Origin of the sequence: Pedobacter ginsengisoli, assembly GCF_002736205.1 — a bacterium.
Taxonomy (GTDB): domain Bacteria; phylum Bacteroidota; class Bacteroidia; order Sphingobacteriales; family Sphingobacteriaceae; genus Pedobacter; species Pedobacter ginsengisoli_A.
The window spans coordinates 3759055-3784955 of record NZ_CP024091.1 but is presented as its reverse complement, the minus strand read 5'-3'; the positions used below and the strand labels follow the sequence as shown (position 1 = coordinate 3784955).

Sequence of the window (25901 nt, the reverse complement as noted above, 5' to 3'; positions counted from 1 at the left end):
ATGAACTTATTTCTGGTCTATTTGTAATTAGAGCGGTTAACGAGTTTGATGATGTCCTGAACCCATATTTTTCGGCCTTCTGTCCTGATGATCTGCTCAGATTTAAATTCTTTGAGCAGGCGGATGACATTTTCTTTGGCAATACCTGCCATGCCTGCAAGATCGTTCCTGGAGATGTTGATCACCGGCTCTTCACCTGGCAAGGTTTCAGCCTTGGATTTTTCACGGATCAGGATGAGTGCGATAGCCAGCCGTTCTGCTGAAGTGCTCTGGGAGACAACTGAAATGCTATTGGCCAGGACACTGTATTCATGGCTAAGCGAGGTGAGCAGTTTTCGGGCAAATGCCGGGGAATCCTGAAGTACCCGGAGAAAGTCCTCTTTAGGGATAAAGGTGAGTGTGCTTTCTTCCAGCGTTGCCGCCGAATCAGGATAACGTTCCTCGGACAGGATCGCATGGTAACCAATGAGTTCACCTTTGTTGGCCACATAGATGATCTGTTCTTTTGCTGCCGACCCTTTCTTGTATTTTTTTACCTTGCCCTGGTGAATGAAATAGATACCTGAAGGAACCATGCCTTCTTTGAAGATAATTTCTCCTTTCTGGTATTTCTGGGCGCCTTGCCTGGTGATCAGGTAATGGTATTGGTCCTCTGTGAGTGTAGTTAAAATGGATTGGGTATTAAAACTCCATTTGTCAATCGGAAAAATGCCGGATAAACTCATAGGGCTAAAGATACCATTATGTTACTGTATTTTGCGATTTGAGTATAGATGCACACTTTTTCAGATGTACCCCGGATCGCCATGATGTTCTTTGGATATACTCCGAAGGCAGATCAGTGCATAGCGGAAACAGCTCCATTGGGTGCTGTTTAACAGCAGTGGCGACAGATTTTCAATTTTTGCTTCCAGGCCTTTAATGCACTTGTTCGATGGAAATGCACGCTGAAGGCCGGGATCTGCCAGTCGTGAGATCAACGCCTCAACCTGGCTGTAGTTATCCATTTCACTGAGCTGTTTGAGGAGGCTGCTGAGGTATTGATCCAGGAGCATGTTTAGCGGCTGATCCACAGTTTAAGGTTGTTTTTAAAGTCGGTTGCAATGAGCTCGTAACAAATGGGAATATCATTTTCACTCACATGGTAACTGGCGAGCCTGGTGCCGCTGGGTTTTTCTTCAAGTATATTGTATAAGTAACTGGTGTAATAGTTATACAAACTGGCCGAGTGCTGTATCGTGTTGTCAATCCTGTCAAAGGTGTACAGGTTTTCCGCGAAGGAATTGAAAAAGTAAATACCGGTATAAGGATTCAGGTTCAGCTCGGTAAAATCACCATGCATAAAATGTACATTATCCAGACCTGAAAGTACTTTTGAACGCAGCGCGGTCAGGTAGAGGCTTTCACGTTGTTCAATTCCGTGGAATTCTGATTCCGGGCAATGCTGGGCGGCTGCGATACAGAATTTTCCGGCACCGCTGCCGATGTCTATGATCCTGCTGCCCGGAGATGGCGCCAGAAATTCCGCTGCCTTTTTTACGACTGCCATAGGGCTCCAGTGCAGTTTGGACAATTTCTTGATTCTGGGAGAAAAATGCCTGTCAAAAGCATCATCATCCTGATAATCTAATAAGTTTAAGGCCCCGGTTGTCATAGTTTATTGTACAGGTATTAATAACGGGATCAAAACTAACTCCTTTTGGAAACAAATGTAGTGGCGACAGATCAGCACTAAAGGTGATAATTATCATCTTTTTCACCATGGGTATTGCCAAAGGAAACCATTAATTTTGAGTATGTTAAGGCATCTGGGTACAAAAAGGACTTACCGGCACAATGTGAAACTGGCCGCATTGCTATGCGTGACGGCAGGTTTTGTAAACGCCGCCGGATTCCTGGGTTTTTCCGTACTAACGACTAATGTGACCGGGCACGCCGCATTGTTCGCCGAGCGGATCGCCATGCAGGACTGGCAGACGGCGCGGGTGGTGGCATTGTGGATGTTCCTTTTTCTGGCCGGGGCTTTCATCTCCAGCCTGACCGTTTCGCTGATCGGCCGCAACCAGCAGTTTTCCTATGTCATTCCCATCCTGATGGAATTGCTTGTTTTACTTATCGTAGGACTGGCGGGTTACCGGTATGATGGCAGCCTGGTTGCCAGGGAACTCTTTGCGGGAAGTTTACTATTTGTGATGGGCTTGCAAAATGCGCTGGTCTCGATGATATCCGGTTCTGTGGTAAGGACGACGCACCTTACCGGCACATTTACAGATCTGGGAATTGAACTTGCCCAGATCATTCAAAAGGGAAACCGGAAGAATGCGGTATTGCGTTCCAGGATTAAAATGCGGGCAGCCATTATCTCATTTTTCCTGTTTGGTGCGCTTCTGGGTGCTTACCTGTTTAACGTGTTTCAGTTCCATGCCTTTTTGTTTCCTGTAGCCGTCTTATTGTATACGTTATTTTACGATATTTTCAGGATCAGCATCAAACGTTTTTACCGTAACCTTCAGCTTCCCTGGAAAAATCATTAGCTGAGGGAAATGTTATTTCACAAGCTTGTCAGTCAAGCAATGACCCCAGTCCCGGTTCATACCAGGATCCAAAAAGGCATTGCAATAGAAGATAGCCTATAAATAAAACCTGTTTATGGTGGATTTTTATGCGGCCAGAAAGCTAGCAGTAGCTGGCTTTTGTACCTGATTAATGCCTGCCCAGAAAACTTTTGGATGAAAGCAACAACACACAATTACAGGATCTTACCTGGTGGGAATATAGTTATCTTAGTATGCTAAACCAAACGTTAATGGCCACATACCACAACAGGCAAATTGTCAAATATTCAACCGTTTTCGGGAAGAAACCTGGCGATGCCATGGAATTGTTGCGGAGGATGAACAAATCCACCGCTGTGAAAATTATCGCAAGGATGAACCATCTGGCCCGTACAAAAGTGGTCAGTACGGTTGACGAGGTATTGAACATGTGGTTTGGCAATTCCAATGTCCGGTTCCGGACCATTGTCAGACGCCATATCTTTGCGGGTTATTCAAGCCTTGGCGTACCGGGCAGTCAGTTGACAATTATTAGCATGTGGAGCAACCTGAAGATACTAGATCTGCTTTTGTCTGAACCGGAGAATGATTATCCTGAAACATCCGGGGACGAAACCGAAAGGGATTTTTTTATGGTCTACCTGGCCATCAATGAAATTTTTGGCGATGGTTCCAATGCAATCGTTGAAACAGTAGGGCCTGACAAGGAGAACCTAGGCTATTGGTATGCGAAATGCATGATGGTCACCCTGATCAGATACCAGGATTTTGCTAACGTAAGTCCGAGGGAAGTACTCGCCGCGCAGATCATTCGCGCCTATTATTGTTTGAAGTTCCTGGAGCAGAACGGACATCAACAGCTGGTCGAGCTTTTTCTGCAACAGTATGGTGTGAGTAACTGGCAGGAATATTTCCGATTGATCCTCCCGATCTGTTCTGGACCGCTGACTAAAGGCGATGGTTCAGGACTCTACTACTTTCTGTTGCAGGACAATCCCGATTATGAGCGGCGAAGCCAGTTCATTAGACGGCTGGCCTTAAGCGGTACGGAAGGATATCCTGTAATACCAGATTTTTTACATGTCCGATCCAGGCCACTCTACGAAACTGAGCCAAACCGCTTTTTGGTCTGCGATACTATATTGACCATTAACCGGGTGCACAGTTCTATGTTTTTTGAATTAAAAGATATTGCGGCAAGTAACCAGCACCTGCATTCGCGTTATGACAATTTCTTTAGCTTTTACACCAGTGAATTTATTGAAAAATACCTGTCCTATACACTGCTGAGTGAAATTTTCGCAGACAGCGGCTATTACCAGTTGAGCGGGGAAGAGATTAAAAACAGGTTTAAGATCAACCAGGAACCAGACTATTACATCAGAAACAACAATAAGGTTTTCCTTTTTGAAATAAAAGGAAGCATACTGCCTGGGGAGATCAAACAAAGCTTCGATTATCAGGTCATTGAAGATGAGCTGAAGAAAAAATTCTACCAAAAGCCTGGAAATAAGAAGAACATTGGCATCCTGCAACTGGTAGACCGTATTGAGATTCTGCTCAATGAAAGCAAAAAGATTCCCTTTGACGACCTTGCCGATCAAAGGAAACTTGAGATCTATCCTATTCTGCTGACCACTGAAAGGGCACTCAATACACCAGGAATGAACCACATTTTCAATGAATGGTTTCAGGAAGCATTGAATGAACGCAGCGGACTTTCTGGAAGGCTGTATCAGATTAAACCACTCAGCATACTGGATATGGACACGCTGATCAATTTCAGTGACATGTTTAAAGGCAAAAAAGTTTTTCTCGAGGAAAGTCTCCGGGCTTATCATCAATTTATCAAAGTAAAAATGCCGGTAAAAGGAGTTGCACAGTCACTTGATAAAGCGAAAGAGAATATGAACCAGGCAATGATATCTTATGCGGATTTTCTCATTAGTAACTATAAACCTGATCTTCCCGAACTTTTTACGCATATCGGTAAACAAGTGAGTGAGGACAAGAACCCTCGACAGGCCGACCCTTTAGCCTGATAATTTTTATCCAAAAAAAATCACAAATTGAATACACCTAAATTGAAAATGAAGAAATTAAGAAATTTTGAATATCCCGGGCGATGCTTTACAGAATCAATCACAGACGAGGAGTGGTATTTCAAGGCCAGTCCAAGTATAAAAGATTCTGTGACGATGGATTTTTTGTAACAGCGCCGCTCCGTCCTTCGCCTTCAGTTACAATTGCATATCACTGAGGGATCTGGCTAAGGGACTAAGCCCAAAGTTGGAGCTTACACCGCTCATGACCTCCTCAATCTAATGGAAGATTTTTGAATTTTATTGCATATTGTGTATATTAGTATTAGAAATTAAAACCGCAACTCATTCGTCACTCAAATTTTTGATGTGGTTGTAAGTTGTTGATATATATGTTTTTAAGGCTCGAAAGCCTCCGTCTGTTAATCAGAGGGTCGCTGGTTCGAGCCCAGCAGAAGGAGCAGAATTTTAAAAGCCTATTTCTTAATTGAAATGGGCTTTTTTGTACAGCATTATTTATCTTGCTTTAGATGGGGAGCACAATTGGAACATTTTTTAATGATGAGTTGTTTGCTTTTTACGCCCAAATGCCCCTGTAAGTCTACTCCTTCCATAATCATTGTGTAAGCGCCAGGATTATCAGCAGCATAGAAATTAATTGTTGCTTTTCCTTCTTTGTCAGTGATTATGTTTGGTGCCCAATAAATAGTTGAACGTATATCAGACATATCAGCAACACTACCTGCTGTATACTTTGGGCTATAAAATTCCTTTGGAGTGATGAAAGGCATTGGTTTATATAGGTAGGTGCCAATACTTTTTTTTAAGAAAGGGCCTTTTCCTCCTCGTGTCGTTACCTCAATAAAAGCATGGTCCCAGGGTACGGCCAGTGGGTCTAGAAAGGCACTTGTATATCTCATTTGGTATTTTCCACTAACCATTACCTCAATCCCCTTAATTTCTTCTGCATCATAATAGTCAAAAATATCTTTTAGGTACTGATAGGCAGATGTTTCCTCAGAAATGAAGAAATCAGTATTTACTCCATCGATGATAAGATGAACAGACATAGTGTACACGCTATAATAAATTTGTCCGGTTTTACTAAATTTTGTACCGAAGCCTTTAACATTCTTACTCAGGAGATCGCCAAGAGTGGTTTTACCAGCTTTTCTTAATTGTTCCTCATCAATAATAACATCTGCACCACCAGGACCATTTAAATTTTTAGAGCCCTTAATGATCTTTTTTGCATTAATAACTACCTCTTTAAGTAAATTACCTCCGGTAACTCGCAATTGCTCTTTCTTTAAAGCTACCCTGTTATTTACTGTTTGGTAGGTATTGGTGTCTATGTTTACAAACCATGGTATAATACGGTTGTTAGCCGTTGAGAAAACAGGAGGTTTAAACTCTTCCATTTCAATGCCTACATTAAAGCTTTTCCCTCTTTTATTTTTAGCACTGATAAAAAAGGAAGGAGTATCAATTGGTGAAATTCCTTTAAAAATGAAATCTCCACCTTCGTTAGTCATGCTTTCCAGCACAAGCAAAGGCTTTTTTGAAAATAATGTAATTGCGGACTTTGCAACCGGTTTGTTGAAGGCATTGGTAACTTTCCCTTTTATTAAAAACTCTTCTTCATTGGTATATGTAAGTTGTTTGGCAGGTTTAAAAGCCTCAGTCCAGTCGTAACCTGCCCATCCCTGTGCCAATAATAACTGATTAAGGTGCTGCCATTTCTGAGGGTGTGTTGCAGCGTCATCATAATACCCTGGAATTTCTATATTGCCTTTTAGGTCTGAGGTTAAAAGCATGTGGCTTACAATTGAATATGCTCTATTGCTGTCTATTTTAACTTGCCCGTTATCTGTAACAGCTAACGAGAAGCTACCTTGTACAGGCTTGCCGGCATAGTCACTTACTTTAACATTTAGAGAAATACTGTCCCTTTGTTGGTAATCGGTTTTATTTGATTCCAATTGGATATTTAAATTGTCTCCACGGTCATTATAAAACATACGCTCGTTAAGTGCTGTTTTGTTTTCGTTCATTAAAATAAGACGGACTATACCACTTGGAAAATTCTGTTTACTTAAAACAAACTGGAGCTGGCCTTTACTAAATTTAACCAATGCACCCCAGCAAACTAAATTTCTGGCCATGCCTATTAGGTAATAAGTTTTATCGGCTGTTACTATATCTGCTGTAGGTGTAAGTGTTATTCTGCAGGAATCACTTTTAAATTGGTTGGTAACATTTAAGGTGATGCCAGTGCTTTCAACAGATTGAAGTTGATAGGTTTGATATTTTCCACCTGGCAATGGTATTCTGGCAGTATAAACTTCTGCACTTTCGGGTACCAAGCTAAAGGTTCCTATCCCGGCATGGACGGTGGTAAAAGAAGTAATTTCCTGTTGCTTGCTGTTATAAATTTTGCCAGATACATTGGCGCCATAACCATCTTCGTTTAAAGCCTTAAATGCAATGTTAGTTGGTTGACCTGAAACCAGTTTCCCGCCCTCTGGCATAAATTGTAAATCGATTTTTTCTGGTCGGTTAAGTACAATGGGAATTAAAAACTTACGATTACCCTGGCTTTTTCGTAGATCCTCTATACCGAGCGAGATATTTTTTGCAGATGTTTTCTCTGGCAGGCCAAAATTTAATTTTAAAAGGCCTTCTAAATTTGTTTCCACTTTATTTTTAAACCAGGTTTTTTTGCCATCAGTTACACTTATCTGCATTTCTCTTAACCCAACAGGAGCTTTGTCAAAATGATTAATCTTTAGGCCAATTTCAATTTTGTCTCTGTCGCTATCTTTTATTAATTGTGTATTATAATTGACCAGCCATTCTGATCCTGCATCAGCACCAACATAAAAATGTTTTTTGAACAGGTAGCTCTCTCCAAAATTTCTCATCCAATTAGTATAGCCAGTTAATGTATATCCCCCTGGCATCAAATCCTGATCTAATGCCACATAGCCTGATGCCAGGCCACTGTATACAGATACCATGATTCGTTGAATAAGACGGCTGCTGTCGTTTGAAAGCTCCACATAAAGTATCCCGCTTTTATCCGAATAGGTTAGAAATGATGCGTTCAGTAAATAACCTTTGAACCAAAGCGTATCTCCGGCCAAATACGAAGGTTTATCGGTTTGGAGATAAAGTTTCTCGATTGAAAGGCTATCGTTTTGCGTATTAAGCTTTGTAATGATTTGATTCAGATTTTGTCTGGAGGATTCCTGGGAGAAGCTTAATGAAATGTTGAAAATGTTGAGCAGAACACAAATAAAAATACTTGTTATAATATGAACGGCTTTGGTTTTCATAAGTTTCAGTATCTGGTTAAGATGAGTTAATTTCTTATAAAGATACTGATACACAATATTTTTTAAAAGAGGTGAATACGACTTGAGAAGAAAAAGCAAGGGCCTTTGAGAATTCAAAGGCCCTTGCTTTTAAACAAACTTATTGGCTGGTATTTAAAGCTTAACTGTTGCTGGTAAGTATTTTGCAATCAGATCTTCGTAATATGGCTTTAGCTCTGATACAACCGGCGGTTTAGGACTTTTTGAGTATAAATCATAAGGATTAAACTTATCTACCCATTTAAACATTTCCTGATCATGGGCATTTAGTAAATGATCATAAGCATGCTCACGATGTTGCGAGTAAAATGAGTGGTAACGAATCATGTACAAAGCTTGTTCAGGCAGGTAATCTTTTGTGATGTGATATAGGTATTCATCGTGCCCCCATGACATGTGTACATTATCTAATCCGCACTGATGTGTATATACCCCATACTTTGTGTTATACCGTTCATCAGTATTGTCCGGGTTGTCTGAAAAGAAATCGGGATATACAATTTTGTCCGAAAACTTACAGCCTACAGGAAATGAATCGCCAACAACATTCCACTGAGGTTCTCCAAAAAGGCAAAGCACCTTGCCCAGGTCATGTATAAAACCGGTTAGAACAAACCAATCCGGATGTCCATCGGCCCTAATGGCCTCGGCAGTTTGTAACAAATGCTGCAGCTGATCTAAAGATGTGTCAGGATCTGAGTCGTCAACCAGAGTATTCAGATATTCCATTGCAGCCCACCAGGGCATTTCTTTTTTATCAAACTGTAAAAAGTTGGCTTTTTTTGCAAGCACATTCCCATAGGTTTGGTACTTGTGGTTTAAACGATAGAACTCGCGAACAGAATCGTTTTCAGGACTATCATAGTTTCTGAACTCTTCTTTCTTTTTTTCAGGTACACCGGGTTCCGGGTATCTTTTTAGTACATCGTCCTCCCACACATCGAGACTAGACAATGGAGATAGTTCCTCTTTTCTTGACTCTTTCATAATGCTTATTTTTTATAGTTAATTAATTATTTATTTGTTACCAAAACACAGTATATAAAGCAGTAAGTATGCCCATAATAAGAATAGAACCTATGGCAAAACTAGTGCTGATTTTAAACATAGAGGTGTCCACTTCAATTTCATCTTCAGTAGCTACTTTTTGAGGTTTACTCAAACTAATTACAACCATCAGGATCACAATAACTACAAAATCAATAGCCATTCTGTCAAGAAAAGGATAGTCGGGGAATGCCCCATTTGTCCAGACTGGCAAAAACTTTAACACAGTTGAAAGCGGAATTGTGATCAATGCTCCTGTCATCGCTGCCGCAGTTGTTGTGCGTTTCCAATAAAAACCCAGCAAGAATATGGCCAGTACTCCTGGTGAAATAAAGCCTACATATTCCTGGATAAATTGGTAAGCCTGATCAAGTGATTTTAAGGATGGTGTTACAATAGCCGCAATAAGCATAGAAATCACTACGGCCCATCGGCCAACATTAACCATCTTCTTATCAGAGGCTGTTTTGTTGAAGTATTTTTTATAAATGTCAAGTGAAAAAATTGTGGATATACTATTTGCTTTACCCGCCAATGAAGCAACAATAGCAGCCGTAAGGGCGGCGAATGCGACACCTTTTAAACCTGCCGGTAATAGGTTCATTAAGGTTGGATAGGCATGATCGGGTTTCAATACGCCAGCATCGGACATTTCTTTAATAAATAAACCTTTATTATGAAGTACATACATTACAATTCCCGGAAGTACAGCAATTATGGGCACTAAAAGTTTTAAAAACGCTGCAAACAAAATGCCCTTACGTGCCGTATTTAAATCAGCACCTAGTGCGCGCTGTACGATGTACTGGTTACAGCCCCAGTATGCCAGATTGTTGATTAACATACCGCCAATTAATACAGACAAACCCGGCAGTTCCTTATAGTATTTATCAGAGGGGCTAAATATCATATGAAAATGATCTGGCGCCTCCTTTCTTAGGATAGAGAGGCCCTTAAAAATATCCTCACCAAATCCATATTCCCTAGAAAGTAAAGAAAGGGCAAGATAAGTGGTAATCAGGCCGCCAAAAATCAGCACCAGTACCTGGATTACATCTGTATAGCCAATAACTTTCATGCCCCCTAAAGTAACCACCATGGAAAAGATGCTTAGTCCTACTATACTCCACTCGAAACTGATAGGTGATATGGATGAGATGGCTAAGGCACCCAGGTAAATGATAGAAGTAAGATTCACAAAAACATAAACCAATAACCAGAATACAGCCATAATGGTGCTTACTTGATCATTATACCGCTTAGACAAGAATTGTGGCATGGTAAAGATCTTGTTCTTCAGGTATACCGGGATGATAAAAATGGCCACAATGATCAATGTTGCAGCTGCCATCCATTCATACGAAGCAATGGCAAGGCCTAGTGCAAAACCGGATCCTGACATCCCAATGAAATGCTCTGCAGAAATATTTGAGGCAATCAGTGATGCTCCGATAGCCCACCAGGTTAGGGAACCCTCTGCCAGGAAAAAATCCTTCGCACTATTGGAGGTAGTTTTTTTCTTATGATAAATGTAATAGCCATAGCCGGCTATAGCAATAAAATAAACAAAGAAAACTACATAATCGGCGATGTCAAGATGATTCATATTTGGTTTGCGCTAAATCAGTTTCCCTCATATAAATGAGTTAAATTAATTATATTACATTTGGTTAAAAGCAAAACCTAGGGTGGTCTCACTTATCAAAGCTGTATATAAAAATATTAAATCGGGAGTTTAACGGATATTTTTTTTACGAATACGTTTAAGTGAAATAGCTTACCTTTTGCTTATTCATCATCCAAATTGCTGTATAAATGAAGGAAACTGTAACTGTAAAAACGCTAGCTAGGGAGTTAAATATTTCTATTGCCACTGTCTCAAAAGCATTAAATGACAGTTATGAGATTAGTTTAGAAACCAAGCAAAAGGTTTGGGATCTTGCCAAGAAATTAAAATACGAACGTAATCCCTCAGCAAGTAACCTTCGCAGCCATAAAACAAAAACTATAGCTGTTATTATTCCTGAGATAGCAAATAATTTCTTTTCATTAGCCATAAATGGAATTGAAGAAATAGCAAGAAAGCGAGATTATCATGTCCTGATTTATCAAACTCATGAAAACAGTGAGATTGAAATTGCTTTTACTGACAGCCTGTTAAGTGGTAGGGTAGATGGAATATTGATCTCTGTTTCGAGCAACACAAATAATAATGAGCACTTTAAGGAACTGGTTAAAAGAATACCTGTTGTTTTCTTTGATAGGATTTTTGAAGATATAGATGCTGTGAAAATAACTACCGATGATTATGAGAGTGCTTACAATGCAACGTGCCATTTAGTAGAATGTGGTTGTAAAAAGATCGCTTACCTGTTCGCCCTTAATAATCTCGTTACCGGTAAAAATAGGTTTGCAGGATATAAGAAAGCCTTAGAGAAATATAATATGGTTTGTACCGAGGAGATGATTGTTAGTTATGATAAAGACAGTAATAAGAACTATGAAAATATAAAAACATTGATGTTAACCCAGAAACCAGACGCTATTATCTCTTCAATTGAGGACCTTGCTTTGCCTTGCTATTATGTTGCCAGAGAATTAAATTTAAATATTCCGAAGGACCTAAAAATAATTAGCTTTTCTAATCTTAATACTGCTCCACTTTTGAGCCCGTCTCTTACCACAATTGAACAGCCGGCGTTTGAAATCGGAAAAGAAGCGGCAGGTATCTTATTCAAAATACTAGATAAAAAGCATTTTGAGCCAAATGAAAATCACATCTTAAAATCCAGTTTGATTAAGCGCGAATCAACGTCGTGCATCTAGTTTGTTCTTTTTTTAATTTCCACATATTTTCTTAACATTGTCTCAATCTAAATTAACCAAATGGAGAATAAGCTCTTGCATCATTTATTATGGGAACGTATAAGGGGAGGTGATAATGGTGCATTTTTTGATCTTTATAAAGCACTTTATTATGATCTGGTAAATTTTGGTATCCGCGTTTGTGGTGATGCTGAAACATCCGGAGAAGCAACCGATCAGGTGTTTATTACTATTTGGGAGAAACACCAACAACTAAACAGAGTTGACAATGTGCCAGCTTACCTGCGAACATTTCTAAAACGAAAAATTTTAAGGCTGTTAGAACGTAAGCGCAAAATTAATGATGCATTGCAAAATGCAGGTGCCGAGGGCGATTGGATGGAAATGTCGTACGAAGAGTTTATAGTAAAAGTCCAAACCGATGAACTGGTGCGTTTCAAGCTAAAAAATGCGCTTGAAAAATTAACCTTCAGGCAAAAGCAATTAATTCATCTCAAATTCTTTGATGGTTTAAGCTATGAGCAAATAGCAGATCAAACTCAGCAAACAATTAAGACTGCTTACAATACTATTTATGATGCTCTTAAGATATTACGTAAGGAGTTGAAAGACTAGTTATGTATGCCAAAATACCCTATAGGGTAATGTTATTCCGGTAAAATAAAAAAAAGTAAAATTTTCTTAGGAAAATCATAAGATTTTGGACACTGGTATTATAAAAGCCAAATATTATGATAGATCGTAGTCTTTTCAATGTTGAAGACTTTTTAGTAGATAATACTTTTCAGCTATACTGTGCCGGAACAGATAAGCTTTGTGTTAGCTACTGGGAAAACTATATTAAAACTCACCCTGAACAAGAGGTTGTGATTGCGGAGGCAAAACGCTTGTATGTGATATTAAGTGGAAATAAAAAACCATTAAATAAACAGGTTGATCTCTTGAAAGATTATATTGAAGTTCAAAAAGAAGCCAGCGTTATTCCTGTTCGTAAAAACTACATGTGGCTAAAAATTGCTGCGGCCATTCTGGTAATAGTTGGTATTACGGTTATCTATAAAAATAATACTAAAGAAGAGATCCCAAAAATTAGTTTGGTTACTCATTTCAGTACAAGTGGTGGCGAAAAGAAAAAAATTACATTGCCAGATGGCTCTGTGGTTTTGCTTAATGCAAAAAGTGTCTTGACAGTTGATAAGCATTTCAATGATAAAAACAGGGAAGTTAATTTAGTGGGAGAGGCCTTTTTTGATGTTACTCATAATAAGAATAAGCCCTTTAAGGTTCATACCGAGGATTTTGATATCAATGTGCTTGGTACTTCATTTAATGTTAAAATATATCCCGGAGAAGCAACATCTGAAACGGTATTGGTTAAAGGTTTGATTGTAATGGAGGGAAAAGGAACCAAAGGAAGCTCTATAACTTTAAGACCAAGTCAGAAAGTAACTTTTTACAAGAAAGTGGAAGAGGCTTCTGGTAAAATTAAATTGCCAAAACCGTCGGTGGTGCATCCTCAAATTGCTATAAATCAATATACCAAGGTTAACGATAGTACAATTATGGAAATGGCCTGGACGCAAAACAGGCTTGAGATTATGGATCAGACTTTTGCTGAAGTTAAAGGTGATCTGGAAAGATGGTACAATGTAGAGATCATATTTAATGATCGTGAAGTCGAAAAGTATCGCTTTACAGCCACGTTTAAACATGAAAATATAGAGCAGGCATTAAAAGCATTTCAAGATGCAGAACATTTTAAATATAAAATAAGGGGGAATCAAATTATCATATCTAAATAAATTAGAAAGGGACGGTGTTGACGCACCGCCCCAATAATTTTTTTGATATAAGCACTGGCAGTTTATGCGCAAACAGATTGCTGCCAAATACTAAAGCAACCAAAAAAACAAAAATATGATTAATTATTACTTACTGCAAGTGCGTCCCGATGTAAGGACGTTCTTAAAATTCATTATTTTAATGAAACTAATCTGTATTATAATTTTCATTACATGTCTCAATGTTTCGGCATCTGTCTTTTCTCAGCAAAAGATATCGCTAGATGTAACGAAGACAAAACTGGGAAAAGTTTTGAAGATTATTGAGGAGCAAAGTGATTATCATTTTGTATACAGTTCGGCAAATGTTCCGGTTAATAAGGATATTACATTGTCGGTAAAAAATACACTGGTTACAGATGTCTTAGCTGTAATATTTAACAATACCAATTTAAATTATTCTGTTTCTGGAGCGGGTTTAATCGTAATCAGCAGAAAAAAAGATATTAAAGTTGGCGGTATAGTCAAGGATGCTAATGGTGGGCCTTTACCGGGAGCCACCGTCAGAATCAAAGGAACAGGTGTGGGAACATCAACCGATATCAATGGCAGATTCGCGATATCTGCGCCTCCGAATGCTGTTTTAGTAGTCTCTTTTGCGGGTTTTCAAACTAGGGAAGTACCAATTGATGGCAAAGCCGACCTCCAGATTATTTTAACTGAAGATACTAAGCTGTTAAACGAGGTTGTAGTAACAGCGCTTGGAATTAAAAAGGAGCGCAGGGCATTGGGTTATTCTGTTTCTCAGGTGCAGGGCGAATCCTTAACCCAGGCCAGAGAAAACAATGTTGCCAATGCTTTAGTGGGTAAAGTTGCTGGTTTGGACATTAGTTCTACTTCTGGTGGTGCTGGTGCAGCAACAAGTGTTACTATCCGTGGTGTATCCAGCCTTAGTCAAAGTAATCAGCCGTTATATGTAATTAATGGCGTGCCAATGGAAAATAAGCCAACTGGTTTAAATAACATTAACCCAAATGGAAACTCAGGAAGTCAGTGGGATAATGCACCTGATCTTGGAGATGCTGTGGGTAATTTAAATCCAGACGATATTGAAAGTATTTCTGTATTGAAGGGCGCTGCAGCCTCGGCGCTTTACGGTTCCAGAGCTAAAGCAGGTGTTATTCTTATTACAACTAAAAGCGGCAAAGGAAACAGTGTTGACTTTAACAGTAATTATGTAGTCGAACAGATTATGGACAGAACTGACTGGCAGTATGTATACGGGCAGGGAGCTAATGGAACCAAACCATTAGACAAAGCCGGGGCTGCGCAGGTAGGTGGCTCAAGCTGGGGCGCAAAACTGGATGGAACCAGTGTGGTTCAGTTTGATGGGGCTTCAAGGCCATACTCGGCTCAGCGTAACAATATAAAGGATTTTTACAGTAGTGGTGGAACATGGTCTAATACTCTGGCTTTAAACAAGACATTTGAGGGAGGGGCGATCCGTTTTTCTGCAAATGATGTTCATAATAACTCTGTTGTGCCAAACTCTGGTTTAAACAGACAGTCGTTTAATCTGGTGGGTACGTTTGAACCAGTTAAACGCCTAAATATTGATGCAAGGTCTAATTATATTCTAGAGCAGGCTAAGAACAGGCCAATGGTGTCAGACGGAGCAGGTAATGCCAACTATAATGTTGTGTTTTTACCAACAAGTGTTAACGTAAATGATTTAAAGCCGGGTAAAGATGCCAATGGATATGAATTAAAATACAATACCGGGAATGCATTTGCCACTAATCCATGGTTTGCTGCAAATGAGTTTGTTAATGACACCAAACGTGAAAGGTTAATCAGTTCTTTCAACGCACGCTATACTTTTGACAATGGCTTGTTTATTCAAGGCCGTGCAGGTCGCGATGCTTATGCCGATACCTATAAAAATGTGGTTCCATCGGGAACAGCATACTATGAACCAGGTAAAATTGCTGAGCAGCAAACAAAATTTGCTGATGTAAATGCCGATATGTTGTTAGGGAAATCATTTAATGTAGGTGAAGAGATTACTGTAACTCCAAATGTTGGTGCAAGTTTTAGAAATACCAGGATTAATCAAACAACAAATAATGGGACTAATTTTGCCGTATTTGGTGTTTATAATATTCTAAATGCTAAAAATAAGTCGGTTGGGTATGTTCAGACTGAGTCAGAAACCCACTCTTTATACGGCACTTTAGAGCTTTCTTATCGGGATGTACTTTATTTAACAGGTAGCGGAAGATCAGACTGGTTTTCTACCCTCGCCACTCCAGGAAGGGATAATAAACTAAGTGTTTTTTATCCGTCTGTAAGTAGTTCATTTGTTTTCTCTGAACTTTGGAAGCCATCATTTCTTAGCTTCGGTAAGTTAAGAGCTGGATATGCGATTGTTGGACAAGCAACAGATCCTTATCAAACATTACTTACTTATGGTTTTAGAAGTGAAACATTAAACGGACATCCTTTAGGCATAATAAACAATTTGAGTATACCTAATGCCGGATTGAAGGCTTCTAAAGCTACCGAATTGGAAATTGGAACTGAATTAAGGTTCTTTGGTGATCGTTTGAGCCTGGATATGACCTGGTATAAAAAACGTTCAAAAGACGAGATCTCTGTTGTTACCACATCAAGTACAACTGGTTATTCAGGAGCGGTATTAAATTCCGGTGAAATTGAAAATAAAGGTGTCGAAGCTTTAATCAGTGGAGTTGTTGTTAAAAATGAGGACTTTACATGGACCTCGTCATTGAATGGAACTTACAATAACAATACTGTTCTTTCTTTAGCTGAAGGATTACCTTCTCAATTATTGGCAACTTCCAGATCTGGGGTTGGTTTTTTGCAGAACATACCAGGCTTGGCCGCAGCGCAGGTAATGGCATACGATTATAAGTATGATGCTAATGGGGAAATTTTAAAAGATGCACTTGGAGAGCCATCAAGAGGTGACCTGAAAGCGTATGGTTCAGCATATAATAAGTGGTTTGCTGGCTGGAATAATGAGTTTAACTATAAGGGAGCAACTCTTTCATTCTTAATTGATGGTAAGTGGGGAGGTAAGGTGTTTTCGGCTACTGACTACTATGGATATATTTTTGGGCTGCATAAAAATACACTCATAGATCGTGAAACTCTTGGTAATAATGCAGCTAAGTTCTACGAAAATACAGCGAATAATGTTTCCAATAAATTTGTACAGGATGCGAGTTTTATCAAATTCAGGCAGCTAACGTTGGGGTATAATTTCCCGGCAAAAATGTTTAATAACAAAGTGAAAAGCTTAAATGTAAGTCTGGTAGGCAGGAATTTATTTATTCTGATGAAAAAAACAGACAACATCGATCCCGAATCGAGCTACAATGCTACGTTCCCAGGAATGGAACTAGGGGGAGTGCCACCAGTAAGAACTTTTGGCGTAAACCTAAGTGTTAAGTTTTAATTATTTAAAGACAAAGAGAAATGAAAACGAATATATTAAACAAATATAGCCTGGTATTACTTGTTACTGTTCTATTGGGTACAGGTTGTACAAAAGATTTTAAGGACATTAATACTAACCCTGTTGCATACGGGCCAAGTAGTTTTGATCCGAATTACACATTAACATCAGCACAGCTTACTTATACCGGAAGTATCGATTTTGCGTATGATACCTGGCGTGGAAATTTAATTTATTCTGCTACAATGATGCAGGGTTTTTCAACAGTGATCAGCTATTGGGCTGGCGATAAATATCTTTTAAATGAAGGATATACCGCCGCATATTGGGGAAATGGGAGTGTTGGAGCTTACATAGAGCAGGTGCGCCCGATTGTTGATGTGGTTGAGTATGCAAAGGGTAAACCAAAATTTAATAATGTATATCAGATAGGACGCATCTGGAAAGCTGTGATTTTTGAACGAATTACAGATTTATATGGAGATGTCCCTTATTCAGAAGCTGGGCAAGGGTTTTACACGGGCAACTTCACGCCTAAGTATGATAAGCAGCAGGCTATTTACATGGACCTGCTAAAAGAAGTAGAGGAAGCCTCAAATGGGCTGAATGAAAATGGGGATGCTGTAACTGGAGATGTTATTTATAACGGTAATATTGCACAATGGAAACGCTTTGCCAATACTTTGATTTTACGCTTGGCTATGAGACTAACCAAGGTTGATGAAAACACTGCAAAAACATATGTTCAGAAAGTTGTTGGTAAAACAATGACGGAGAATAAAGACAATGCATTTGTTGCTCACGATGTAGCCGGATCAAGGGTAACCCAAAACAGAAACAGTCAGGTGTTGCTTGGTGATGGGGGACAGGAAAATTATTATGTTAAATGGTCTAAAACATTTATCGACTTCCTGAAAAATAGTAATGACCCGCGTTTAGAGAAAGTTGCTGTAACACAGTTGTATTTAACAGAGGGAGGGAAAGCACAAAATCCATCTTATGTTACAACTGCTGCGGCCCAAAAAGGTATGCCCAATGGGAAAGATTTGAGTGGTTTGGCTGGCAGAGATGTTAGGCAGGACGCATCATTTACAAGTTTTTCTGATTACTCTTCTCCAAACCCTGCAATGATAAAACAAAATGGGCTAACATTCATTCTTACTTATGCACAGAGTGAATTCTTGCTGGCAGAGGCTGCGCAAAGGTGGGGTATAGGAGGAGTTGCGGCCGATCATTATAAAAACGGTGTTGCAGCTTCAATTACTTTTCTTGGACAATATGATGCATCATTGGCAATTTCTGAAAATGTTGCTCAAAATTATGCTACGGCACATCCTTACAACGCAGCAAATGGTTTGGAAATGATCAATAATCAATACTGGGCGCATACCAACACCATGCTTGATTTTTATGAAACCTGGTCTAACTGGCGCAGAAGTGGATTTCCCGCTTTAACGCCTATTGTATATCCTGGAAATGCAACTAATGGCACTATTCCACGTCGTTTTCCATATCCTGTAGAAGAAGGAGCAAAGAATGGTATTAACTATAAAGAAGCATCGGCGGCAGTTCCGGGTGGAGATAAGTTAACCGGCAGGGTTTGGTGGGACAAGCAATAACGCTTTAAAAATTACTTGTAGATTCTCCGGAAGGCCCAATAATTTGAATTGTTGGGCCTTCTGATTTTATTAAAAATGCTTGTAATACTAAGCTAATTCATGTAAATTCACCAAGCATTACATCAAATCTATCTGTTAATCCGAACAGTTAAAATCATATAATAGTATGTCAAATATTAACTTGATAATCGAAGAAAGACCAAGTAACATTGGCAATTTTATGGTTGGCCGGCTTTTGCCCTTTCGCGAAAAAAGAATGGTTGGACCCTTTGCATTTATAGATCACATGGGCCCTACGTGTTTAAGTGACTATGAAAATTTAGACGTTCCACCACACCCACATATTGGCCTTTCTACCTTAACGTATCTTTTTGAAGGAGCTATAATGCATAAAGATGGTTTGGGGAATGAGACTGAAATTAAACCTGGTCAGGTAAACTGGATGACCGCCGGAAGTGGAATTGTTCATTCGGAAAGGACTCCAGGTTACTTAAGAACGTCTAATAAGATGCTTCATGGCCTTCAAATATGGGTTGCCTTACCTAAAGCTCTTGAGGAAATGGACCCGGAGTTTTTTCATTTTAATGAAGATGAAATTCCCAGATGGTCCGAAAATGGTATTGATTTTAAACTTATTGCAGGCGATGTATTTGGTCATTTCTCGCCCGTACCAGTATATAGCCCTCTTTATTTTCTTGAACTAAGAACAACTAAGCAACAAACTGTTAAAATAGGTAAAGATTTGTTCGGCGAAAGTGCCCTTTATATTCTTGAAGGAGGAATTGAAAGCGAAGGTCATACCTTTGAACCTAAGCAACTCTTAGTAGCAAAGGATAGTAAGCTATGTGAATTTGTAATGCAGGAAAATTCAATAATATACATTTTTGGAGGAGAACCTTTTGCCGAAGAACGTTTTATTTACTGGAATTTTGTAGCTTCTACCCGCGAAAGGATAGAAGAAGCAAAGGAACAATGGCTTCAGCAGTCTTTTGCTCCTGTACCAGGTGAAACGGATTTTGTCCCCCTACCAGAACAAAGTAGAAATATTAAAAACTAAATACATCAAATGAAGATTTTAGCATTAGCTGGAAGCAATAGTCAACAATCAATTAACCGGAAATTAGTTATTCATACCACATCCTTTTTTAAAGAACACGATATTACATTGCTAGATCTAAATGATTTTGAGATGCCATTATTTTCTGTAGACAGGGAGGCAAATGATGGATATCCTGAAAGAGCTTATAAATTAATTGATCATATATCAGAGGCAGATCTTATTATTCTTTCTCTTGCAGAACATAATGGCAGCTATACTGTGGCTTTTAAAAACGTAATGGATTGGTGTTCGCGAACCAATAGTAAGTTTCTTCAAAACAAACCGATGTTGTTAATGAGCACCTCACCTGGTGGTTTTGGAGGTGGCAATGTAATGAATGCCGCAGTGGTTAGGCTTCCAAAGTTAGGTGCAGATGTATTAACTACTTTTTCCCTACCCTCTTTTTTATGAAAATTTTGATCAGGAAACCGGAATAACACATCCGGAGCTTCTCGAAGCCTATCTTTCAAAAATTAATGAAGTAAAAGCTAGAGTGACTCCTTAATTATAGCATCTATTTCATTAATTATCCTGTGATCGATAATGATTTTAGCATGTGTGGTATCCTCATATTTTGAAACCGTTACTGAAGGGTATTGCAGTATAAATGTTTCAATAAAATTTGCAGGAGAGATGTAGTCATTAGCTTCATAAATAAGAAGGTGCTTTACTTTATCAGGAAAAGTGTACATATCATTTAGTAAAAAGTGATCTGTACTCATCTGATATCGTTCTTCAAATTCTGAAAAAAACTGGTTCTGTGAACTTTCAGAAATTCCTACAGCGGTCATAGAAGATTTAAAGTTCTCTGTTAAATTTACCAGAGGGGCAATGCTGATTAAAAGTTTAGGGAATTGTAAAGTTTCCTTTATAACTAAAGTATTTGCCATTCCACCAAGCGAGTGCCCTATCATTACATCCGGAACACCATAATTTCTTTTGAATTCCTTAATGGCCTCTGCAAAAAGAATCAGGTTGCTAAGTTCACCTTCCGAACTGCCATTTCCAGGAGCATCAAAAGCCCATACCTCAATATTCTTGTTAAGCAATAAAACATCAATTAGTTCACTAAAGTCAATAGCCTTAGAGCCCCAGCCATGTGTTAGTAAAACCTTAGTCGAGCCATTTCCCCACCTAAAGCAATTAAAATTCAAGTCAGATTTGCTAAAATATTCATCGTAAACCTTTAATGTAGAAGTTTGAGCAGCATTTAAAAGATTTTGCTGATGCAGACGAATTGGCATTTTGGGAGAATAACAAATTAATTTCCAAAGCATGGCTTGTAAAAGTTCAGGATTGTCGCCCTGAACTTTTATGTCTTCAATTATTTGTTTTAAGTGTTTCACTTTACAGTTGTCTTTGCATTACCCGCGCTGTTTGTGTGCTGCCATCGTGGCTCCATCCAGGAGGATAAAAAATGTACTTTAATTTATCTTTAAATGTAGGAGCTTTTTTAACATCATCATATAATGCTATAAATTCATGAAAAATTATATTAACCGGTCCTGAGTCTTTTGGCTGCGTTGTTAATCCGTATTTAATTTCTTCTTCCGGTACCTCTGCCTGGAATGTTCCGAATATGCGGTCCCACAGAATTAAAACCATGCCCATGTTTTTATCAAGGTAACGTACATTACTTGCATGATGAACACGATGGTGGGAAGGTGTAACAAAAAGATATTCAATTATTGGATGTAGTTTTCCAACAGATTGAGTATGTACTATGTTCCCATATATTTGAGTAACCAGGTAGGCAAAAAGAATATCAAAAGCATTAAACCCCATTAATGCAAGCGGCAGGTAGAAAAACACTCTGTATAACGGTTCAAATACTGTAGACCTGAAACCCGTGGTAAGGTTAAAATGCTCAGATGAGTGGTGGGTAACATGCATTGCCCAAAAGAAACGCACATAATGGCCCGTGTAATGTAAAAACCAATATAAAAAGTCCTGAGCCAAAATTAACACAATCCAGTAAATCAATGAATTTGAAATTTGGAACAGGCGATAATGAACATAGCAATATTGAAGCAACATGAAGGTTCCTGCCTTTGTAAGAAGGTTAATTACAAAGGCGCTTGCCATCAGGTATACATTGGTAAGGGTATCACGTTTTTGATAATGTTTTTTATTGTGTACATAACTAAAGTACATTTCAAACAAGGTAAGTAGTATAACGAAGCTAAATAGCACTCCAACTGTAATACTTTTATCCAAATCTGTCATTTTCGAGCTCTTTCTATAAATTTAAACAAATCAAAATTCTTGATTTTTATAGAAATAGCTGTCCTTAGAGTGTCATAATCAATACTTTTGCTCTAAAATGCTGACTTTTATTACCTTCCGGTCAGGTCAATTGTAAACCTATCAAATAAGGTAGCTTCCTCATTAGTAGTTAAGTTAGGGACAGTATAGTACTCACCTTGTATGCTGAAACTAAAAGGCGTTTTTTCGATGCTTATTTTTAAGAACCCATGTCTGTTATCGCAATAACTGTTCAGTTGAACCTGATTGAATAAGTCATTTTTACCACAGTACTTGCTATCATCAGGATCTGCAAGCTGATGTAATTCGTCAAAACCACCGGCTCCTGCAACAATAAATGGAACAATTTTTCCATCTTCATATTGTTTGCTAAACCGCTGGTAATTATGTACATGTCCGCTAAAAACAATATCAGGTTTTACACGGGCTTCCTCAAATGCAGCTTCAAGAAACTCTATCATTGGTTTGCTTGAACCATGATTTGTGTCAGCAGAATAAGGAGCATGGTGCATACAGACAATTATAGCCTTGTCAGAACGAAGGCTGGCCGCATTTTGCAACTCCTTAATAAACCAGTTCTTTTGTTCTTTGGTAATGTGACCATATTTCGGAACATTAGTATGAAGGCCAATTATTGTGGCCAAGGGCGATTCCATAGTCCAAAACACATGGGGCTGAACCTGACTTTTCCTACTACTATCTGTGCCAAAATACATTGTCTTAGGCGAGGTGCTGCAAAATGCCGCATAAAATGCATCAAGACTATCATAATTTAAATTGCAATCCGGATTTATATCAGTGTCATGATTCCCTGCAATCGCATAAATTGGACCCGGGTAGGTTTCAAACGGTTTTAAAAACTGCTCACTATATTGCTCAGCTTCTCCGTAATGATATACAATATCTCCGAGATGGTATAAGAATGCAGGTCTGTCATGTTCGCCAGTTGCAGAAAGGTACTGATCAGTCATTTTCCCGGCTACCTGTTTCTGAGCATCGGCAGATTTTACTCCACCGGTGTCACCAACCATATGAAAAACCATTTTACCTGGTGCTGTTTCATTTAAACGATTTCCGAGATTTAATCTGTAAGGATAACTTCCGGTGGGTTCAGGCAGCGTTTTGAATTTATCCAGGTCATCTACCTGCTCTGTTTTGAAAACAGCATTGTACAGAATCTTTGTGCTGATCATAATCTTAACGTTTGGTGACTACTATAAAATTAAGGCACTAATATTAAGTCAGCATTAAAAATTGATTATTATCAAAAATGTTAATATAGCCTTACCAGAGGCAATTGTAATAAAACTATTGTTAAGAGCCTGTTTGATGTTAACATAATGATAATTGCGTATTAAAATGGAGTTAAATTATCTTTGCGCCGTGACAACACCTCTATACGTACTTTACGAATTACTGATCAGACTTACGGAGTTAGATCCTATGATTGGCGATTTTTACTCCCATAAATACACAGATCAAGGTGCAATCATAAGAACAAACAATGGATCATTGAATGTTCATCAGCATATACTTGAAAAGCAATTCTCCAATCCCACCAAGATAACCGACGCAGATTTACAGCAGCTAGTAAATGAATTTAAATGGAACACCTGATAGCATTAGAAATTTAAGCGAGGATAACGTAACTAAGATATTATAGGTTATATAGAAGTTAGGTAGTAATCTTTTGTTAAATTTGGTTTAACACTTATTTCTTATTCATAAATTCTTAGTTAAATGAAAATTAAAAAAGCTTTCAGTATCCCTGTCGCGGCTTGCTCTTTGCTGCTGATGGCATCCTGTAATAATTCAGAACCGAAGCATGAGCTACATTCAGGTATTATCCTTAAAAATATGGATACGACTGTAGTGCCAGGGAATAATTTTACGGCATATGTTAATGGCACCTGGGCTAAAAATACTAAAATCCCTTCTGATAAGGCATCATATGGAGTAGGTTCTATGGTGAACGATAAGGCGCAGGAAGATGTTAAAGCTATAATAGAGAATGCGGCAAAAGGAAATCCTGCTGAGGGCTCTGATGAGCAAAAAATAGGCGATTTTTACGAGTCATATATGAACACAAAAGTTCGTGATTCTATCGGATTGGCACCTTTAAATGCTGAATTCAAAAGAATTGATGCCATAGCCTCAGGAAAAGATTTGGCAGCTTATTTTGCTTATGCCAATAAGATTGGTAACATGATACCTTTCAATTTAAGCGTAGCTGAGGATTTAAAAGATCCAAGAAAGTACATGCTTTATACATGGCAGGGAGGTCTTGGTTTACCGGATCGTGAGTATTATTTATTAAAGGATGCAAAATCTGCAGATATCCGAACCAAATATGTGGCGCATATTGAAAAGATGTTAACTCTTGCGGGCATCCCTGATGCAAAAGCTAAATCTGTTCAGATAATGGCACTCGAAACCCTGATTGCCTCAAAGCAGATGAAGAAGGAAGAAACCAGAAATATGGCTGGCCTTTATAATAGTTTTCCCATTAAAAATCTGAGCACAGTAACGCCTGATTTTGACTGGAATACACTGCTTACGGAAGCGGGAGTTAAGAATCATGACACCTTAATTATTTCTCAGGTAGCATATACAAAAGATCTAAATACCATTTTAAAAAATACTCCTCTTGATACCTGGAAAAATTATTTGAAATGGAGTGCTGTTACAGGTTCCGCAACATCTTTAAACACCGTGCTTGATCAGGAGAATTTTAACTTCTATGCTAAAACTTTATTTGGTATTAAGGAGCAAAAGCCTCAATGGCGCAGGGCTGTTGGTGTGGTTAATGGAAACCTTGGTGAGGTAGTTGGTAAATTATATGTTGAAAAACATTTTCCGCCTGCAGCCAAAGAACGTATGCTTAAACTGGTTGGTAATTTGTTAAAAGCCTACGAGGCCAGTATTAAAGAGCTTGACTGGATGGGTGCTGAAACTAAAAAACAGGCACTTGAAAAAATAAGTAAGTTCACGCCAAAAATTGGATACCCTGATAAATGGAGAGATTATAGTAAACTTAAAATCGTAAAGAACGATCTATTTGGCAATGAAAAACGATCTAAAGAGTTTGAATATAACCGCATCTTTAATAAACTGGGTAAGCCTGTTGACCGTACGGAATGGGGTATGACACCACAAACCGTTAATGCTTATTACAATCCAAGCATGAATGAGATTGTATTTCCTGCTGCTATCTTGCAGCCTCCATTTTTTGATATGACAGCAGATGATGCTGTGAATTATGGCGGTATTGGTGCAGTAATTGGCCATGAAATTGGTCATGGCTTTGATGATCAGGGAAGTACATTTGATGGTACGGGCGCAATGCGTAACTGGTGGACTGCCAAAGATCAAAGTGAGTTTAAAAAGAGAACAAATGCCTTAAAAGCTCAGTATAGTGAGTTTAAAGTTTTTCCAGATCTTAATGTAAATGGGGATTTTACCCTTGGAGAGAATATTGGTGACCTTGGTGGATTAAGCATTGCGCTTAAGGCCTATAACGCAAGTTTAAATGGTAAGCCAGCACCAGTTATGGATGGTTTTACCGGCGAACAGAGGGTATTCCTTGGCTGGGCTCAGGTATGGTTAAATAAATCTACAGATGAAGCATTAAGGAATCAGGTAGGTACTGATCCACATTCTCCGGCCAAGTTCAGGGTTAACGGTGTTGTAAGAAATATACCTGAGTTTTATACCGCATTTAATGTAAAACCAACTGATTCTCTATATCTGGCTCCAGAGAAAAGAGTTAAAATCTGGTAGGGGATTTACCAATAATTGATAATAAAAGG

Annotated in this window: 20 protein-coding genes; 11 read left to right on the top strand and 9 right to left on the bottom strand. The window is 38.7% G+C overall.

All coding sequences use genetic code 11. The features are described 5' to 3' along the window. Positions 1-17: 17 nt before the first annotated feature. The 3 genes from CPT03_RS15585 to CPT03_RS15575 are packed head-to-tail and all read right to left on the bottom strand — an operon-like array spanning position 18 to position 1654. Positions 18-725 (bottom strand): Crp/Fnr family transcriptional regulator, encoded by a 708-nt coding sequence (locus CPT03_RS15585; protein ID WP_099439701.1) that lies wholly within the window; start codon positions 723-725, stop codon positions 18-20. A 60-nt stretch (positions 726-785) separates the two neighbouring features. Beyond that, on the bottom strand, positions 786-1007 hold the full coding sequence (locus tag CPT03_RS15580; RefSeq protein WP_157766468.1) for a hypothetical protein: 222 nt from the start codon (positions 1005-1007) through the stop codon (positions 786-788). Positions 1008-1057: 50 nt separating this feature from the next. Further along, positions 1058-1654, bottom strand: coding sequence for a methyltransferase domain-containing protein (locus CPT03_RS15575; RefSeq protein WP_099439699.1), 597 nt, complete (start codon positions 1652-1654; stop codon positions 1058-1060). 184 nt (positions 1655-1838) lie between these two features. Between CPT03_RS15575 and CPT03_RS15570 the strand changes: the two genes are divergently transcribed. After that, positions 1839-2534, top strand: a complete 696-nt coding sequence (locus tag CPT03_RS15570; RefSeq protein WP_245869860.1) for a YoaK family protein — start codon at positions 1839-1841, stop codon at positions 2532-2534. A 272-nt stretch (positions 2535-2806) separates the two neighbouring features. Further along, entirely contained in the window at positions 2807-4597 is a 1791-nt protein-coding gene (locus CPT03_RS15565; RefSeq protein WP_157766467.1) for a hypothetical protein, read from the top strand. A gap of 512 nt (positions 4598-5109) precedes the next feature. On the opposite strand, the gene CPT03_RS15560 is transcribed toward CPT03_RS15565, so the two are convergent. From CPT03_RS15560 to CPT03_RS15550, 3 genes are all read right to left on the bottom strand, one after another. Then, positions 5110-7935 (bottom strand): hypothetical protein, encoded by a 2826-nt coding sequence (locus tag CPT03_RS15560; RefSeq protein WP_099439696.1) that lies wholly within the window; start codon positions 7933-7935, stop codon positions 5110-5112. A 153-nt stretch (positions 7936-8088) separates the two neighbouring features. Then, positions 8089-8961, bottom strand: a complete 873-nt coding sequence (locus CPT03_RS15555; protein ID WP_099439695.1) for an inositol oxygenase family protein — start codon at positions 8959-8961, stop codon at positions 8089-8091. A 37-nt stretch (positions 8962-8998) separates the two neighbouring features. Further along, positions 8999-10627 carry a sodium/sugar symporter gene (locus CPT03_RS15550; RefSeq protein ID WP_099439694.1) on the bottom strand — a complete coding sequence of 543 codons (1629 nt, stop codon included), beginning with the start codon at positions 10625-10627 and terminating at the stop codon, positions 8999-9001. Positions 10628-10836: 209 nt separating this feature from the next. On the opposite strand from CPT03_RS15550, the gene CPT03_RS15545 reads away from it, so the two are divergent. The 7 genes from CPT03_RS15545 (at position 10837) to CPT03_RS15515 (ending at position 20238) form a co-directional block, all read left to right on the top strand. Continuing rightward, the gene (locus CPT03_RS15545) at positions 10837-11847 is read left to right on the top strand and encodes a LacI family DNA-binding transcriptional regulator (protein WP_099439693.1); all 1011 of its coding nucleotides are present in this window, start codon (positions 10837-10839) and stop codon (positions 11845-11847) included. Between the two features lie 60 nt (positions 11848-11907). Beyond that, positions 11908-12462, top strand: coding sequence for an RNA polymerase sigma factor (locus CPT03_RS15540; protein WP_099439692.1), 555 nt, complete (start codon positions 11908-11910; stop codon positions 12460-12462). Positions 12463-12578: 116 nt separating this feature from the next. Beyond that, positions 12579-13649: a FecR family protein gene (locus CPT03_RS15535; RefSeq protein ID WP_099439691.1), complete on the top strand. Its 1071-nt coding sequence runs from the start codon at positions 12579-12581 to the stop codon at positions 13647-13649. A gap of 292 nt (positions 13650-13941) precedes the next feature. Further along, the gene (locus tag CPT03_RS15530; RefSeq protein WP_245869859.1) at positions 13942-17109 is read left to right on the top strand and encodes a SusC/RagA family TonB-linked outer membrane protein; all 3168 of its coding nucleotides are present in this window, start codon (positions 13942-13944) and stop codon (positions 17107-17109) included. Positions 17110-17129: 20 nt separating this feature from the next. Further along, entirely contained in the window at positions 17130-18728 is a 1599-nt protein-coding gene (locus CPT03_RS15525) for a SusD/RagB family nutrient-binding outer membrane lipoprotein (RefSeq protein WP_099439689.1), read from the top strand. 166 nt (positions 18729-18894) lie between these two features. Then, positions 18895-19785, top strand: coding sequence for a pirin family protein (locus tag CPT03_RS15520; protein ID WP_099439688.1), 891 nt, complete (start codon positions 18895-18897; stop codon positions 19783-19785). Between the two features lie 9 nt (positions 19786-19794). Then, entirely contained in the window at positions 19795-20238 is a 444-nt protein-coding gene (locus tag CPT03_RS15515; protein ID WP_216641556.1) for an NADPH-dependent FMN reductase, read from the top strand. 77 nt (positions 20239-20315) lie between these two features. Here CPT03_RS15515 and CPT03_RS15510 read toward each other — a convergent pair whose 3' ends face one another. The 3 genes from CPT03_RS15510 to CPT03_RS15500 all read right to left on the bottom strand — a co-directional run bounded on the left by CPT03_RS15510 (position 20316) and on the right by CPT03_RS15500 (position 23285). Continuing rightward, positions 20316-21173, bottom strand: coding sequence for an alpha/beta hydrolase (locus CPT03_RS15510; protein ID WP_099439687.1), 858 nt, complete (start codon positions 21171-21173; stop codon positions 20316-20318). Position 21174: 1 nt separating this feature from the next. Further along, positions 21175-22053 carry a sterol desaturase family protein gene (locus CPT03_RS15505; protein ID WP_099439686.1) on the bottom strand — a complete coding sequence of 293 codons (879 nt, stop codon included), beginning with the start codon at positions 22051-22053 and terminating at the stop codon, positions 21175-21177. Between the two features lie 110 nt (positions 22054-22163). Beyond that, a complete protein-coding gene (locus tag CPT03_RS15500; RefSeq protein ID WP_099439685.1) occupies positions 22164-23285 on the bottom strand; it encodes a metallophosphoesterase family protein in 1122 nt (373 codons plus the stop codon). Between the two features lie 190 nt (positions 23286-23475). Between CPT03_RS15500 and CPT03_RS22820 the strand changes: the two genes are divergently transcribed. Beyond that, positions 23476-23709 carry a hypothetical protein gene (locus CPT03_RS22820; RefSeq protein ID WP_157766466.1) on the top strand — a complete coding sequence of 78 codons (234 nt, stop codon included), beginning with the start codon at positions 23476-23478 and terminating at the stop codon, positions 23707-23709. Positions 23710-23832: 123 nt separating this feature from the next. Beyond that, positions 23833-25872, top strand: a complete 2040-nt coding sequence (locus CPT03_RS15495; protein ID WP_099439684.1) for a M13 family metallopeptidase — start codon at positions 23833-23835, stop codon at positions 25870-25872. The last annotated feature ends 29 nt before the right edge of the window (positions 25873-25901 follow it).

Excerpts from the sequence above, each read along its gene's own strand:
- CPT03_RS15585 (WP_099439701.1), bottom strand. The coding sequence starts at position 725 with ATGAGTTTATCCGGCATTTTTCCGATTGACAAATGGAGTTTTAATACC.
- CPT03_RS15525 (WP_099439689.1), top strand. The coding sequence starts at position 17,130 with ATGAAAACGAATATATTAAACAAATATAGCCTGGTATTACTTGTTACT.
- CPT03_RS15535 (WP_099439691.1), top strand. The coding sequence starts at position 12,579 with ATGATAGATCGTAGTCTTTTCAATGTTGAAGACTTTTTAGTAGATAAT.
- CPT03_RS15520 (WP_099439688.1), top strand. The coding sequence starts at position 18,895 with ATGTCAAATATTAACTTGATAATCGAAGAAAGACCAAGTAACATTGGC.
- CPT03_RS15500 (WP_099439685.1), bottom strand. The coding sequence starts at position 23,285 with ATGATCAGCACAAAGATTCTGTACAATGCTGTTTTCAAAACAGAGCAG.
- CPT03_RS15550 (WP_099439694.1), bottom strand. The coding sequence starts at position 10,627 with ATGAATCATCTTGACATCGCCGATTATGTAGTTTTCTTTGTTTATTTT.
- CPT03_RS15580 (WP_157766468.1), bottom strand. The coding sequence starts at position 1,007 with ATGGATAACTACAGCCAGGTTGAGGCGTTGATCTCACGACTGGCAGAT.
- CPT03_RS15575 (WP_099439699.1), bottom strand. The coding sequence starts at position 1,654 with ATGACAACCGGGGCCTTAAACTTATTAGATTATCAGGATGATGATGCT.
- CPT03_RS15495 (WP_099439684.1), top strand. The coding sequence starts at position 23,833 with ATGAAAATTAAAAAAGCTTTCAGTATCCCTGTCGCGGCTTGCTCTTTG.
- CPT03_RS15505 (WP_099439686.1), bottom strand. The coding sequence starts at position 22,053 with ATGACAGATTTGGATAAAAGTATTACAGTTGGAGTGCTATTTAGCTTC.
- CPT03_RS15555 (WP_099439695.1), bottom strand. The coding sequence starts at position 8,961 with ATGAAAGAGTCAAGAAAAGAGGAACTATCTCCATTGTCTAGTCTCGAT.
- CPT03_RS15560 (WP_099439696.1), bottom strand. The coding sequence starts at position 7,935 with ATGAAAACCAAAGCCGTTCATATTATAACAAGTATTTTTATTTGTGTT.
- CPT03_RS15565 (WP_157766467.1), top strand. The coding sequence starts at position 2,807 with ATGGCCACATACCACAACAGGCAAATTGTCAAATATTCAACCGTTTTC.
- CPT03_RS15515 (WP_216641556.1), top strand. The coding sequence starts at position 19,795 with ATGAAGATTTTAGCATTAGCTGGAAGCAATAGTCAACAATCAATTAAC.
- CPT03_RS15545 (WP_099439693.1), top strand. The coding sequence starts at position 10,837 with ATGAAGGAAACTGTAACTGTAAAAACGCTAGCTAGGGAGTTAAATATT.
- CPT03_RS15540 (WP_099439692.1), top strand. The coding sequence starts at position 11,908 with ATGGAGAATAAGCTCTTGCATCATTTATTATGGGAACGTATAAGGGGA.